Source organism: Curtobacterium sp. ABR8, assembly GCF_057812125.1.
In genome coordinates this window covers 1,647,578-1,662,411 of the sequence record NZ_CM173818.1, presented here as the reverse complement: position 1 = coordinate 1,662,411, position 14,834 = coordinate 1,647,578, and the positions used below count along the sequence as shown (strand labels likewise).

12 protein-coding genes are annotated in these 14,834 nt (G+C 68.4%); 5 read left to right on the top strand and 7 right to left on the bottom strand.

Translation table 11 applies throughout. The features are described 5' to 3' along the window. Positions 1–35: 35 nt before the first annotated feature. On the top strand, positions 36–932 hold the full coding sequence (locus tag ACXKZB_RS08045) for a patatin-like phospholipase family protein (protein ID WP_488825592.1): 897 nt from the start codon (positions 36–38) through the stop codon (positions 930–932). Next, positions 929–2,989, top strand: coding sequence for a S9 family peptidase (locus tag ACXKZB_RS08040; protein ID WP_488825591.1), 2,061 nt, complete (start codon positions 929–931; stop codon positions 2,987–2,989). The genes ACXKZB_RS08045 and ACXKZB_RS08040 overlap by 4 nt, the downstream gene beginning before the upstream one ends. Positions 2,990–3,080: 91 nt before the next feature. Here ACXKZB_RS08040 and ACXKZB_RS08035 read toward each other — a convergent pair whose 3' ends face one another. Continuing rightward, a complete protein-coding gene (locus ACXKZB_RS08035) occupies positions 3,081–4,274 on the bottom strand; it encodes an acyl-CoA dehydrogenase family protein (protein WP_488825590.1) in 1,194 nt (397 codons plus the stop codon). 47 nt (positions 4,275–4,321) lie between these two features. Between ACXKZB_RS08035 and ACXKZB_RS08030 the strand changes: the two genes are divergently transcribed. Together ACXKZB_RS08030 and ACXKZB_RS08025 are read left to right on the top strand one after the other, a co-directional pair. Then, positions 4,322–4,930 (top strand): QsdR family transcriptional regulator, encoded by a 609-nt coding sequence (locus ACXKZB_RS08030; protein ID WP_456795985.1) that lies wholly within the window; start codon positions 4,322–4,324, stop codon positions 4,928–4,930. Next, positions 4,927–5,370, top strand: coding sequence for an acyl-CoA thioesterase (locus ACXKZB_RS08025; protein WP_488825588.1), 444 nt, complete (start codon positions 4,927–4,929; stop codon positions 5,368–5,370). The genes ACXKZB_RS08030 and ACXKZB_RS08025 overlap by 4 nt, the downstream gene beginning before the upstream one ends. Positions 5,371–5,395: 25 nt before the next feature. On the opposite strand, the gene ACXKZB_RS08020 is transcribed toward ACXKZB_RS08025, so the two are convergent. The 4 genes from ACXKZB_RS08020 to ACXKZB_RS08005 all read right to left on the bottom strand — a co-directional run bounded on the left by ACXKZB_RS08020 (position 5,396) and on the right by ACXKZB_RS08005 (position 7,942). Further along, positions 5,396–5,545, bottom strand: coding sequence for a hypothetical protein (locus ACXKZB_RS08020; RefSeq protein ID WP_488825586.1), 150 nt, complete (start codon positions 5,543–5,545; stop codon positions 5,396–5,398). Positions 5,546–5,592: 47 nt separating this feature from the next. Next, positions 5,593–6,033 (bottom strand): VOC family protein, encoded by a 441-nt coding sequence (locus ACXKZB_RS08015; protein ID WP_144750519.1) that lies wholly within the window; start codon positions 6,031–6,033, stop codon positions 5,593–5,595. Positions 6,034–6,160: 127 nt separating this feature from the next. Beyond that, a complete protein-coding gene (locus tag ACXKZB_RS08010) occupies positions 6,161–6,286 on the bottom strand; it encodes a hypothetical protein (protein ID WP_488825585.1) in 126 nt (41 codons plus the stop codon). Between the two features lie 192 nt (positions 6,287–6,478). After that, on the bottom strand, positions 6,479–7,942 hold the full coding sequence (locus tag ACXKZB_RS08005) for an ATP-dependent nuclease (protein ID WP_488825584.1): 1,464 nt from the start codon (positions 7,940–7,942) through the stop codon (positions 6,479–6,481). A gap of 1,048 nt (positions 7,943–8,990) precedes the next feature. Between ACXKZB_RS08005 and ACXKZB_RS08000 the strand changes: the two genes are divergently transcribed. Beyond that, positions 8,991–9,917: a DUF4393 domain-containing protein gene (locus tag ACXKZB_RS08000; protein WP_488825583.1), complete on the top strand. Its 927-nt coding sequence runs from the start codon at positions 8,991–8,993 to the stop codon at positions 9,915–9,917. Between the two features lie 441 nt (positions 9,918–10,358). Here the strand turns inward: ACXKZB_RS08000 and ACXKZB_RS07995 are convergent, their stop codons facing one another. Next, entirely contained in the window at positions 10,359–11,186 is an 828-nt protein-coding gene (locus ACXKZB_RS07995; RefSeq protein WP_488825581.1) for a TIR domain-containing protein, read from the bottom strand. Between the two features lie 64 nt (positions 11,187–11,250). Further along, positions 11,251–14,742, bottom strand: coding sequence for a proline dehydrogenase family protein (locus tag ACXKZB_RS07990; RefSeq protein WP_488825580.1), 3,492 nt, complete (start codon positions 14,740–14,742; stop codon positions 11,251–11,253). Between the last annotated feature and the right edge of the window lie 92 nt (positions 14,743–14,834).

Below are 14,834 nucleotides of genomic sequence, written 5' to 3'. Positions count from 1 at the left end.
ACCAGCGCGTCGCCGGCAGCTGGTAAGCAGGACCCATGACCGACGTCGCGACGCCCGTACCCGGAACCAGAGCCCTCGTCCTCGGCGGCGGTGGTGTCGCCGGGATCGCGTGGGAGGTCGGTGTGCTCTCCGCCCTGCAGGACGCCGGCGTCGACCTCGACGCAGCAGACCTCGTCGTCGGCACGAGCGCCGGCAGCGTCGTCGGGGCCTTCGTCCGCAACGGCGCGGTACAGCAGGCGTACGACCAGCAGCACACCCCGGCGCCGACGACCTACGTCGAGCCGCCGGCCATCGACACCGACGCCGTCCAGCAGCGGATCGGCGCCGCGCTCGAGGGGGCGACCGGCGAGCAGGACGCCCGCGCCCGCCTCGGCCTCGCCGCCCAGCAGGTCACCGACGGTCAGACCGACGACGAACGCGTGGCGACCTTCGCCGAGACCCTGCCGTCCACCGAGTGGCCGGTCAAGCCGCTCGCGATCACCGCGGTCGACGCCACCGACGGCACGTTCCGGCTGCTGACCGCGGCCGACGGCGTCCCGCTCCCCCGCGCGGTCGCCGCGAGCTGCTCCGTGCCCTTCGTGTGGTCGCCCGTCGGCATCGAAGGGCGACCGTACGTCGACGGCGGGGTCCGTTCCGGCACGAACGCCGACGCCGCCGCCGGCCACGAGCGTGTCCTCGTCATCGCCTGTGGTCCCGAGGGTCCGTCGCCGGTCGGTCCCTGGCTCGACGTCGCGGTCGAGTCGCTCCGCGCCGGCGGCAGCTCGGTCGAGGTCGTCGTGGCCGACAGCACCGCGCAGGAAGCCTTCGGCACGAACTCGCTCTCGCTGGCCACCCAGGCGCCGTCGGCCGAGGCCGGCCGCACCCAGGGCACGGCGGTCGCCGAGCAGATCGCCGCGTTCTGGGCGGACGACCTGGTGAGCGTGAACGCATGACGACGCCGTTCTCCGACCTCGACCAGTACATCGCCCTCCCCCGGGTCGACGGGATCGCGATCAGCCCCGACGGTGAGCGCGTCGCCCTGACGGTCAGTGCGCTCGACCCGGACCGCACCGGGTACCGCCGCTCGATCTGGCAGGTGTCAGCAGGGAACGACGCCGACGCGGCCAGCGGTCACGCACCTGGTACCGCCGTCCGCCTCACCCGTTCCGCCAAGGGCGAGGGCGGTGTGGCCTTCACCCGCACCGGCGACCTGCTCTTCGTCTCCGCCCGCCCCGATGCCGACGCGGCCGACGTCGAGGCCGCCCAGCTCTGGGTCCTCCCGGCGGCCGGTGGTGAGGCACGCCCCCTCACCCGGCTCACCGGCGGGGTCGGCGGTGTGCTCGCGACCGCTGCAGCCGCCGACACCGTCGCGCTCACCGCCGACCTGTTGCCCGGGGCCGGTTCCGACCCGACCACCGTGCTCGACGCCGACGCCGAGCTCCGCAAAGCCCGCACGGACAAGAAGGTCCGCGCGATCCTGCACGAGACGTACCCGGTCCGGTACTGGGACCACGACCTCGGCCCGGACCAGACGCACGTGCTGACGCTCGACCTGGCCGACGGCCACACCGAGGACGCCGGGGACGCCGCACTCCCCCGCCTCACCGACCGCACACCGGCCCCGGGCCGGTCGCTGGACCACGTCGCCGGGGCGCTCACGCCCGACGGTTCGGTCCTGTTGGCTGCCGTGGGCGTCCGGGAGGCCCGTGGGGACCGCTCGACGCTCGTCACGATCGACTGCTCCAGCGGCCACCGCACGGTGCTGTTCGACGACGCCGACGTCGACCACGAGATGCCCGCCCTGAGCCACGACGGCCGCACGATCGCGTGGGTCAGGACGGTGCGCTCCACGCCCGCCGGCGCGGCCCAGCAAGAGGTCTGGACCGCCGGCATCGACGGGTCGGACCCGCGCCGCATCGCCACCGACTGGGACCGCTGGCCGAGCGAGCTCGTGTTCGAGCACGGCGACCGGGCACTGCTCGCCGTGGCCGACCAGGGCGGCCGGGCTCCGGTCTTCCGCATCCCGCTCGACGGCGCAGCCGTCGAGCAGCTGACCCACGACGACTGGGCGTACTCGAGCCTGCGCGTGGCGGAGGCGACCGGTGCGGTCGTGGCGCTCCGGGCCTCCTGGGCGGCGCCGCTGCACCCCGTGCGGATCGCGACGGACGGGGTGGTGACCCCGCTCGCGACGCCGGCGGCCCTGCCCGACGTCCCCGCGCACCTGGAAGAGGTCGAGACCACCGCGGCCGACGGTGCGCGCGTGCGCGGCTGGCTGGTGGTGCCGGAGGGCGACGGGCCGCACCCGCTGCTGCTCTGGATCCACGGTGGACCGCTCAACTCGTGGAACCAGTGGTCGTGGCGGTGGAACCCGATGCTCCTGGCGGCGCGCGGGTACGCCGTGCTGCTGCCGGACCCGGCGCTGTCGACCGGCTACGGGCTCGACTTCGTGAACCGCGGGTGGAACGCGTGGGGGCAGGCTCCGTACACCGACCTGATGGCGATCACCGATGCGGTCGAGGCGCGCGGCGACATCGACGAGACCCGCACAGCCGCGATGGGCGGTTCGTTCGGCGGCTACATGGCGAACTGGGTCGCCGGGCACACCGGCCGGTTCCGCGCGATCGTCACGCACGCCAGCCTGTGGGCGCTCGACCAGTTCAACGGCACCACGGACTCGTCGCAGTACTGGTCGTCGATCTTCGACGCCGCCGGCATCGAGGCGAACGACCCGCACCGCTTCGTGGCCGACATCACGTCACCGATGCTCGTCATCCACGGCGACAAGGACTACCGGGTGCCGATCGGCGAGGGGCTGCGGCTCTGGTCCGAGCTCGCGGAGCACCACGCGGCGCCGGACGGCACGATGCCGCACCGCTTCCTGTACTTCCCGGACGAGAACCACTGGGTGCTCTCGCCGCAGCACGCCGTGGTCTGGTACGAGACGGTGTTCGCGTTCCTCGGGCAGCACGTGCTCGGCCAGGAGTGGGAGCGGCCGGAGCTGCTCGGGTAGTCGTGGCCGCGGTCGACCCGGAACGACATGTTCGACGTCGTACGACATCGTGGAGGTCGTTCCGGGTCGGATCCCCCCGACCCGGCACGGCCTAGACGAACGCGGCCTGCCCGGTGATCGCCCGCCCGACGATGAGCGTGTTCACCTCGCGTGTGCCCTCGTACGAGTAGATCGCCTCGGCGTCCGCGAAGAACCGGGCCACTCCCTTGTCGAGCACGATGCCGTTGCCGCCCTGGACCTCGCGGCACCAGCCGACGGTCTCGCGCATCTTCGCGGTCGCGAACGCCTTCGCCAGGGCGGAGTGCTCGTCGCCCCCGACACCGGCGTCCTGCATCGCCGAGGCCTGCGTGCAGAGCGCGATCGACGCGGTGATGTTCGACAGCGACTTCACGAGCAGGTCCTGCACGAGCTGGTGCGACGCGATCGGCTTGCCGAACTGGATCCGTTCGCGGGCGTAGGAAAGGGCTGCCTCGTACGCGCCGACCGCGATGCCGACGGCCTGCCAGGCCACCTCGGTGCGGGTCAGGCGCAGCACCTCGGCCGTCGACCGGAACGAGTCCGCACGCTGCAGTCGACGCGACTCGGGCACGCGGACGCCCTGCATGACGATGTCGGCGTTCTGCACCCCGCGCAGCGCGATCTTGTCCTCGATCTTGGTGGCGGTGAAACCGGGGGTGTCCGTGGTGACCAGGAATCCCTTCACCTGCTCGTCCGCGACGTCCTTCGCCCAGATGACGACGACGTCGGCGAAGGTGGCGTTGCCGATCCAGCGCTTCTCACCGTCGAGCACCCACGTGTCGCCGTCGCGCCGGGCAGTGGTGCGCAGTCCGCGGGCGGAGTCACTGCCGGACAGCGGTTCGGTCAGGCCGAACGCCCCGATGAGCTCGCCGGCCGCCATGCGCGGCAGCCACTCGCGCTGCTGCTCCTCGCTGCCGGCCACCGCGATCGAGTTCATCGCCAGGCCGGACTGGACGCCGATGAACGTCGCGACGCTCGCGTCGACCCGTCCGAGTTCGAGCGCCGCCCACCCGCGGTACACGGCCGAGTTCTCGAACTGGCGCACGAGCGGGATCCCCGGCCCGTACATGCCCAGCTCGGCCAGAGGGGCGATCACCTGCATCGGGAACTCGGCACGTGCCCAGTACCCGTCGGCGATGGGCGCGACCTCGTGTTCGAGGTACTCGCGGAGCCGCCCGATCGACGCGCGCTCCGGCTCGGTCAGCTGCTGTTGGAAGCCGTAGAAGTCCGATTCGAGGAGGCCCGTCGTGGGCGTCAGCGTTGACATGGAACCAACGATGCATCATTCTCGAAAACGTTGCAAGGGAGGGTCGCGTGTACACATCGGATTCTGCGCTGCGCGCCTTCCGGGAGGCCCGCCACACCTTCATCGACGGCGCACGGATCGACATGGGCGCCTTGGCTGCCGCACTCGGCGTGGACCGTACGTCGCTGTTCCGGTGGGTGGGCAACCGTGACCGGTTGCTGTCCGAGATCCTGTGGTCCCTCGCAGTCCCGACGCTCGACCGGGCGTCCCGCGCTGCCGACACGATCGGGTCGACCGGCGCAGCACGCATCGTCGACGTGCTCGACCGGTTCACCGTCGACCTCATCGACGCCACCTACTTCCGCGCGTTCCTCACCCGCGAGCCCGCGCGGGCGATGCGCCTGCTGACCACCTCGGAGAGCGACGTGCAGAGCCGGTTCGTCGACCGGATCACCGCACTCGTCGTCGAGGAACAGTCGTCCGGCGAGTTCGATCCGGCCCCGCTCTCCGCCGAGGAGCTCGCCCGGCTGCTCGTCCGGATCTCAGAGTCGTTCACCTACGCTGAGTTCATCTCCGGTGAGGCCCCCGACCCTGTCCGGGCACGCGCCGCGTTCGAGTACGTGCTGCGCCCCGCCGCCGATCACGCCACACCCGCACCTCCGATCGGAGACCGATGACCATCGACGAGTACCCGTTCCGCCGCCTCTACCCCACGCGCTGGAACGACAACGACATGTTCGGGCACGTCAACAACACGATCTACTACTCGGCGATGGACAACGCGTCGACGTACTGGTTCCGCGAGCAAGCGGGGCTCGACCCGTTCTCGTCGGAGTGGATCGCCGTGCTGGTGTCGTCGAGCTGTCGATTCGTCGAGTCCGCCGTGTGGCCGGACGTCATCGAGGTCGGGATGCGGTCCAAGCACCTCGGCACCACGAGCCTGTCGTGGGAGTTCGGCCTGTTCCGCCAGTCAGACGGCGCGCTGCTCGCCACCGGCGAGTTCGTGCACGTGATCATCGACCGCGAGGGTGCCCGCCGACCGATCCCCCTGCCTTCGGCGCTCCGCGAGCTCGTGACCGGCACGATGGTCGCCCAGCAGCCCGCCGTCGCCGACTGACGCTGCGCGCGGCGCAGAGAACGTGTCAGGGGCGGTAGTCGTCGCGACGGGGCTGGTTCAGCCGCGCCGCGAGGTCGTCGCCCGCGGGCTTCCCGCCGTTCAGGGTTCCGAGCACCTTCGCGATGGTCGACAAGACGAAGCCGATCCCCCGGCCGATGGCGTGTGCGAAGTGCATGACGTCCCCTCTCGTCACCCCATGCTAGCCCGCGGCCCGAGGACTGCTCAGGACTTGAGGGCTGCGAGCTCGAGGTTGATGTCGTCCGGATCCTGCACGGACAGGATCACCATGCCGGCGTCCCCGAGGTCGGTCACCTCGCCGTGCTCGACCCCCGCGGCATCGAGACGTGCGGCCGCCTGGTGCAGCTCGTCGACCGAGCCCACGACGAAGCTCACGTGGTCGAGTCCCACCGTGTCCGGGTTGAACGTCTGCCCCGCCGGAGCGACCGGGCGCAGGCCGAAGACCTGATCGCCGAGCCGGAACACGGAGCCGCCGTAGAAGCGCTCGCGGTCCTCGCGCACGCCGGGCTCGTCGACCTGGTCGCTGAAGTCGATCGCCGGGTCGGTGCCGAGCAGCTGCTGGTAGAACGCCTTGCTGCGGTGGATGTCGGTCACGGTGACGCGGACGTGGGCGAGGGCGGTCGGGCGTGCGAACGGTTCGGTCATGGTGGAGCTCCTCCGGGTTCGACCCGACGCAGGGCCGTCGGGTGCGCGCCGTGGTTGGAACGCGCACCCGAGGCAACGCTGTGCCCCTCCGAGCCGCCCGAGGCGGTGCGGCGACCGGACAGCGCCGCTAGATCAGCTCGTCGGTCAGGTGGTTCGGCGTACCGTACGTCGGGCGGACGACGCCCACCGAGACCCGCGCTGGTCCCATGCCGACGTATACCGTTCCCTCACTCACGTCGATGTACTGCACCATCGACGCCTTGTCGCTGTCGCCAGTCGTTCCGTTGCAGATGTTCGCCCATCGTTAGGAGGTGATGGTTTCTCTGACCGCGGCGTGCTACCGAAGTGAACGAGCGTGATCTCAACTGCCACGATGCAGCCCCTCATTCTGGCCCAACGGCCAATCCCTGAGACAATGTCAGGCACCCCTGACAGGAGCGTCCGACTAAGAGTGATCGGCGAGCGTGCTGCGAACGAAGTGCACCAGCGCGTCGAAGTAGCCCTCCGGCCTCGTCGCCACGAAGACGCGGCAGGCTTCCGTCGTAATGACGGCGTCCGGTAGTGCCAGCGCGTTGGCGATGGTGCCGACCCACCGATGATGGTCGGGCTGCGACGCCGTATGCGGTTCGATGTCAAGTCGGTAGGGCGCTGCACCGAAGAACATCCGCACGTCCTCATCATCGAACACCTCCTTCTCCGGCGCGACAGCCCCAGGCATGCTCATCACGTAGTTCTCGCCAGCGTCATTGCAATCGCTGTCGGTGACCGCGAGGGCGCGCAGACCAGCGCGACGCAGGATCGGCACCGTCTTCCGGAGGATGTCGTGGCTACCAACGGGGTGGAAAGAGACGCCGGCGAGCAGGTCGGGGTCCGCAGCTCGCAAGACTTCGGTCACGAGCGCCTGCGCAAAGTCGTCCTCCACGCAGATGGTCGCGTCGTTCTTGTGGTGAACGTTCAGGTATGAGTCCACCTGGTAGGTGCTGAGGCCAGTCGTCGCACTTACGGCCCCGCCCGGCTCCCTTCGCAGGTAGACCACTGATTCGCGAGAAAGGCGATCGAGAACAGCCGAGCTGTGCGTTGTGACGATGATCTGGTGCCTGCGGCGATCGGCGACCTCGACGAAGTACTCAGCCAAGCGCGACTGCGCGTCACCATGCAGCGACGTCTCGGGTTCTTCGATGACGAAGAGGCTCCGTTCTGGAGCGGTCTCCAGGAGATTGACCAGGTAGAACATCCGTCCCTCGCCGAACCCCATGTGGTTCTCGGAGTAGCGCTGACCGCTCCGAAGTACGCGTGCTAGATCGGCAGCCTGCTTACCGAGGATCACTCGCGTGAAGTCAGCTTCCTGGTACGACAGGCCAAGCACCTTCTGGAGCGCCAACCGCGTCTGCTCCTGCACAGGGTGAGATGGGCCGAGCTCTACCCGAGCTCCGCCGTATACGGAGAAGTCACGCTTCTCAATCTTCGGCAGGAACGATGTGAGCCCGACGTAGTGCGTCAACCGCTCGGGCTGCCGCTTATAGCCGGACCACTCCTTATTTGCACGACTGACGGTCACCTGCTGTGTCGCTTGCGTCGCGGCAGCGTAGTCGTAAACGACACGTGCTTCATCGCTGAACGGCTGGGGGTCCAGGGCCGATACCGGGAAGTAGTCTCGCACGTAGTTGCGCGGGCCGAAGTCTGAACCAAGGGGGCGGTATGCGCATGCGGCGAGCTGAGCGATCGTGCTCTTACCGGTCCCGTTCAGTCCTGACAGCGCAGTGACGGGCGAGCGAAGCTCCAGCCCAAGCGAAGCGACGCCGCGGAAGCCGCTGATCGTGATCTTCTCGAGGATCGGGCCGAAGTTGGTAAAGCGCTGCTTCTCTTGGAACTTCTTGCCCAGGTGGCGGCGGTTGTCATCGTGACTCAAACAAGGTCCCCAATCTCCGACCTGACTTTAGCTCGAAGTTCGCCTCCGGTTGAGCAGCCATCCCGCACCTACGAGGGCTTATGGAGAAGTTCGGCCTGATCGTCCGGTTCCCGGACGGGCCTACTTCCCAGCAGCTACAAGGGAGGGATGACGGGAATCGAACTCGCGTGGCCAGCTCGGAAGGCTGGTTGGCCGCCTCCATTTCTCGTCTGGAGCGTCGCCGGTCGGCGAGGTTCCAGCTCCGCTCGTGGCGCACTCCCTGCCGCCCCCGGCCCCCTCATGTCCCAAGTGGCTTCGGCATGCCGTCCGGCATCGTCGTCTCGCGACGCGCCCGTTTTCAACTTCTACCTGCCCTTCACACGCCTGGAGGCCATTGATGCAATACGAAACCACCCCCGCCCGAGCACACGCGGTCGCCATGCATACCCCTCGCGCTGTGCGCGAAGCGCAAGCCCGCGGCGGCGACCTCGCGTCCCTGAGGCGTGCGCAGCAGTACGGCCAGCATCCGGGAGCGGTGAACCGAACGCCGCCCCGCTGAGCGAACTTCCGCCCATGCGGGGCGTCACCGGATAGCTGCCCTCGCAACTAGCCGAGTCTGCCGCCGCCGACCTCAACGCGGTGCGCCTCGATCCCGGCACACCTCGATTGGGGACCGACTGAAGCGGCGGCGCTACTTTCCGCAGAAGAGTGGCCGGGAGTGAAGCGATCTCGTCCTAACTCCATGCAAAGCCCCCGTCACTCCTCCGGCAGCGACGGGGGCTTTTCGTCGTGTCGGCCGCTCACCGTGGTCGGGTTTGCGCTCAGACGCCCCCCGGCCCCGCCCGACAACGAGGCCTCCCGCGATTTGGATGAAGGCCGCGGGTGGCCCGCCCCGGCGACAACACTGTCCAGACGCCAACGACCCCTCCGGCCTGATGGTGTTCATGGTCCGAGGCAACCACTCGCCGTGCCCTAGCCCGACCCGCGCGTCGGCGGTGACCGACGCAGAAAAATGACCGTTGCCCATGTTTTGACGCCTTGCAGCCACAAAGGCCGCTACAGTCAACTCATGAGTGGTGGGATGGAAGCAGCGGCGGCGGCGGCGATAGGTAAAGCGATCACGAAGGCGGCCGCGGCCGACGCAGCCGATCAAAAGGCACTGAACAAGGCCCTCGTCGAAGCGGTTCGCGACACCCCGAACTTCCAGAAGGCCGTCGAGCACTACGGCGAGCGGGCAGCGGTTCGGCAGGGCATCAGCACATGGCTTCTTAAGCTGTTCGGCCGAGCGATCAGGGTTCCAAGCGAGTATCTGGACACCAAAGCCGCAGACGACCTAGCCGGGAAGCTGGACAACATTCCCGACGAAGACCTGCAGCCACCCAAGCGATCCATCGCAGCCCCCGCGTTCGAGGGACTTGGCCATGTAGTTGACGAGCCAGGGCTGCGTGACCTCTACCTCGAACTGCTAGCACGGGCCGTGGACGCAAAGTACGCCGACATGGCTCATCCATCATTTGTTGAAGTGATCCGGCAGCTATCGGCGGAGGAAGCGGAGTTGCTGCGTCACTACTTGGCCGCCTCCGCCGGGGACTCGAACATCCCGATCGTCTCCCTGCAATCCGCAGTGCGGCCCGGCATCGGTACCACGCTGATCTACCGGCACTTGTTGGATATCCGCGACGACAACGGGCAGCCCGAACTGAACACCTCCATCCCAACCTACGTGGACAACTGGATTCGGCTCGGTCTGTTGGAAGTTCACTACGACGCTTTCCTTACGGACGACAGCGCCTACAGCTGGGTTGAGGCTCGACCAGAGACCGCTTCGGCTCGCTCCACTGTTGAGGAGCGGGTCGCTCCTGTTCCGAAGGAAGGCGAACAGCAGGAGTCGTACATGCTCGACATCCAGAAGGGCTACATGACTGCGACGTCGTTCGGGAAATCCTTTGCGCTCGCCGTCGGCATGTTCGGGGAACTGGCACGTCAGATGGACTGATGAGCACCGTCTGACTACGTTTGCTTGCCAGGAACCGAAAGAGCGTCGGTCGTGCGCCGGGCGAAGACTCCCGCGACGACGGCCCCGCGTCGTGTGACGCGGACGCTAAATAGCGCGATCGGACGTCTGCAGTTCACACTCGACGGCACGGAGCCTTGGCTGATCGATGGGCCTGGAGTTGGGCACGAGGCGCTCGGGCTCATCCAGGCCGCGGCCAAGATGCGCAAGAAGCACCCAGACGCCGCGACGGAGGCAGCCAATCGAGGAAGATTGCTAGGCCTTGACGTTTCGCGGGCCAACGAGCTGTCGCAACACATCCTCGACTACGAGGCTGTGGGACGGTCCGAGCCGCTAGCTAGGGAGCTAGGGGCCCGCGCTAGTGCATACGTCGCGAATCGCTTAGGTAGCGCCGCGTAATGACGAGCTAGCAACTCTCATCACCTAGAAGGGCGCATTGGAGAAGCTGAACGAATTCAGCGCACCTTCAACAGTCGAGCCGTCATCCAATGTCATGATGACGTTGTCGCCGAAACGGAGCGCTTCCAGCACCTCACGGTTGTACCCCTCCTCCTTATCCATCAGATACATACCGCGCAGCTGAGGCATGATCTTTCCAGCCCGCTCGCTATTCGATGCCGGGGCGGACGACGGTGTCCTCACCTCCGCCGAACTAAACCGGATTTCACGCAGTAGATCGAGCACCTCATCAAGTTTGTCATCGCTTGATCGTGTCCGCTCGGGGACTGACTCCGCTTCGCGAACTCCAGCCGCAGCTTCCCGAACCGCCGCATCAGCATCTGCCGCAAGTCGGTCCCACTTCTCCTCAAACTCCTCTTCAAGGCGACGATCACTCAGTGACCGATCTGCCGCGCCGTTAATCGCCTGTAGCAACTTGAACATATCGCTCTTGTCGCTGAAGTTCGTCATTTGGAAGTTTTTGATAGGACCGTCATAGTCCGCCGGCTTCATACCGACAAAAACCGCGCAAAGGCGCTTCATGTTGCCATTCCGCAACGTTCGAAGCGCGCCAGCTTCGTAGTTGAGCCAGGCAGCGTTCTTGTTCTGCGGGGTCAGGAAGAGCACTCCGACACGAGCCTCGGCAAGATTCTTCTCAATCGTATCGAACCAAGCATCGCCCTTCTCGGTGTCGCTGGATATGAATGGCTCGCACTCCTGGATGACGCGAGGAAGCCAGTCGGCGAACGCTTCAGCCACCGACTTGCTCGCACTTCTGGACCAACTCACAAAGACCTTCACGTTTCGGAGCATAGCTCAGATGCGCGACGGGAATGCTCAGCGGAACACGTCGCTGAGTTTCGCGCTGGCCTAGGCGTTATGCCTCAGGTTCTGGATCACCGACGCGCACGTCGCCGATTGCTTTCCAGAGGTGGTTCGGCGTGCCGAAGCGGTGCGCCGTGATCGAGACCGCTTGCTCGCGGACGAACGGCAGGATCTCGAGCCGGCCGGCCTCCGTCACCGGGCCGCCGTACACCGCGACGTCCGGACGCCCGCCGATCGCCGAGTACAGCGCCGACGTGTCGCCGCCGATGAGCCGGACACGGGTCGACGGACCCGCCGCGATCGACGACGCGAAGGCCTCGTCAGGGACCGACTGCGACACGGATCGCACGATGGGCAGCGAGCGGATCGCCGAGGTGACGGCCGAGGGCAGCGCCCCCGCCGTCGAGACCTCGATCGTCGTACCGGCCCGGAGTGCGGCGGCGACGACACGGACGAGCTCGGGCACAGCGTCCTCGTCCTGGGACGCGAGCCGCACCTGCACCGACGGGAACGGCAGGTACCGCGCGATGTTCCGCTCGGCGCTCAGGGCCGAGACGTCGGTCGCGGTGCCGAACAGCGTCGACCAGGCCTGCTCGTCGGACGCCAGCGCACGGTCGAGCGCCGGCGACGACACCTCGGCCGCCCGGACGAACGCCCGGATCGGGGCGGACGGAACCGCCGAAGCGGTCGCAGCAGCGGGCGTCCACGACCCGAGCCCGAGCAGGTAGTTCAGCCCACCGGCCTTCGTGCCCGCGCCGACGGCCGACTTCTTCCACCCACCGAACGGCTGGCGGCGGACGATCGCGCCCGTGATGCCGCGGTTGACGTAGAGGTTGCCCGCCTGGATCCGGCCGAGCCACGTCCCGATCTCGGCCGGGTCGAGCGAGTGCAGGCCCGAGGTCAGGCCGTAGTCGACCTCGTTGACGATGTCGATCGCTTCGTCGAGGGTGTCGGCGGTCATCATGCCGAGGATCGGACCGAAGTACTCGGTGCGGTGGAACTCCGAACCGCGGCGGACGCCCTGACGGACACCCGGGCTCCAGAGCTTTCCGGTCTCGTCGAGCTGCTTCGGCTCGACGGCCCAGGACTCGCCCGCGCCGAGCGTCGTCAGGCCGTCGAGCAGCTTGCCCGCCGCCGGCTCGATGACCGGGCCCATCTGCGTCGCGGCGTCGGTCGGGTAGCCGACGGTGAGTGAGGACACGGCGTCGAGGAGCTGGTTGCGGAAGCGCTTCGACTTCGCGACCGACCCGACCATCACCACGAGTGACGCGGCCGAGCACTTCTGACCGGCGTGCCCGAAGGCCGAGGCTACGACGTCCTTCACCGCGAGGTCGAGGTCCGACGACGGGGTGACGATGACGGCGTTCTTGCCCGAGGTCTCGGCGAGCAGCGGCAGGTCCGGACGGAAGGAACGGAACAGCTCGGCGGTCTCGTAGGCACCGGTGAGGATCACCTGGTCGACCATCGGCGAGGCGATGAGCTGCTGGCCGAGCTCGTTCTCGGACACCTGCAGGAACGCGAGCACGTCGGCCGGGGCGCCGTGGGCGTCGAGCGCGGTCTCGATGATCGAGGCGAGGACGGCCCCGGAGCGCTCGGCTGGCGGTGCCGGCTTGAGGACCACGGCGGACCCGGCGGCCAGCGCGGCCAGGGTCGAGCCCGCGGGGATCGCGACCGGGAAGTTCCACGGCGGCGCCACGAGGGTCAGGCTCGCCGGGGTGAACGTCGCGCCGTCGACCTCGTCCAGCTGCGACGCGAGCGTGCCGTAGAAGTGCGCGAAGTCGATCGCCTCGGACACCTCGGGGTCGGCCTGGTCGATGGTCTTGCCGGTCTCGGCGGCCATGACCTCGATGAGTGCGGCGCGGTTGGCCTCGAGCGCGTCGCCGACGGCGTGCAGCACGGCGCCACGAGCGCCACCGGACCAGGTGCCCCAGACGGCACCGGCGGCCCTGGCGCGGCCGAGCGCGGCGTCGAGCGCCGTGGCGGAGTCGACCCGGGCCTCCTGGACGGCGCGGACGCCGAGCGTCGACGACGCAACGCGTGCGGTGATCGCGTCGCCCCACGAACGGACGGAGGCGACCGACGGGTCGCTGTCCGGCGTGTTCTCGAACCGACCCGGTCCGGGGCGTCCGACGGCCGCGTAGCGGTCGGCGACGCGGTGGGACGCCGGGGCGGCGAGGCCCTCCGGCGTGGCGAGCGGCACGAGCGAGGCGCGGAAGCGCTCTTCTTCGCGGGCGAACAGCGGCGGCGAGGACACCAGCGAGAAGACCGCCGACATGAAGTTGTCCTGCGAGGCGCCTTCCTCGAGGCGACGGATCAGGTACGCGATCGCGACGTCGAACTCGCCGGGGTGCACGACCGGCGTGTACAGCAGCAGCGAACCGACGGTGCGGCGGACGGCTTCGGCCTGGCCCTGCGCCATGCCGAGCAGCATCTCGAACTCGATGCCGTCCCGCACGCCCCGCTCACCGGCGAGCAGCCACGCGTGCGCGACGTCGAACAGGTTGTGCCCGGCGACGCCGACGCGGACGTTCTCGACGCGCGACGGCGTGAGCGCCCAGTCGAGCACGCGCTTGTAGTTGGTGTCGGAGTCCTGCTTGGTGTGCCAGGTGGCGAGCGGCCAGCCGTGCACCGAAGCCTCGACCTGCTCCATGGGCAGGTTCGCGCCCTTGACCAGGCGGACCTTGATGCCGGCACCACCGCGGGCCCGGCGAGCGGCGGACCACTCCTGCAGCTGCTCCATCGCGGCGAGGGCGTCGGGCAGGTACGCCTGCAGCACGATGCCGGCTTCGAGGCCGAGGAACGCGGGCTCGTCGAGGAGCTTCGTGAAGACCGCGATCGTCAGGTCGAGGTCCTTGTACTCCTCCATGTCGAGGTTGATGAACTTCGCCGGGGTCGCGGCGGCGGCACGCTCGAACAGCGGGCGGAGCTGCTCCACGATGTCGTCGACGGCGTGGTCGAACGCCCACGGCGAGTGCGGGTGCACGGTCGACGAGACCTTGATCGACACGTAGTCGACGTCGTCGCGGGCCAGGAGCTTGTGCGTGCCCTCGAGCCGGCGTGCCGCCTCGCGCTCACCCAGCACGGCCTCACCGAGCAGGTTCACGTTGAGCCGGACGCCGTCCCGCTTGATCTTGGCGATCGCGGGGCCGAGCTTCGAGTCGGTCGCGTCGACGATGAGGTGGCCGACCATGCCACGCAGCACCCGGCGGGCGATGGGCACGACGACGTTCGGCAGGACCGGTGCCATGCCGCCACCGAGGCGCACGAGTCCGCGCATCGCGGCGGGCAGGAACCCGGGGGCGCCGGGCGCGATCTGCCGGAGCTTGCGTGCGGCGACGGCGAGGTCTTCCGGACGGACGACGCCGTCCACGAAGCCGACCGCGAAGTCCAGACCGGCGGGGTCGGCGAGCACCCCGGCGAGCTGCTTGGCAGAGCCGTCCACCGGGAACGACTCGGCCTCGGCCAGCCACTGTCGGACGAGTGCGACGGACTGGTCCGCCAGGGCGTCGTGGTCGGTGGCGGGGTGCTCGTGCAGGGTCGTCATGGGATCAGTGTGGAGGCCCGGGATACGGTAGCGGAAGCGACCGTTCCTGATGGGTACCGTTCAGTTGCACTACCGAATCCGCTGGGACCCCG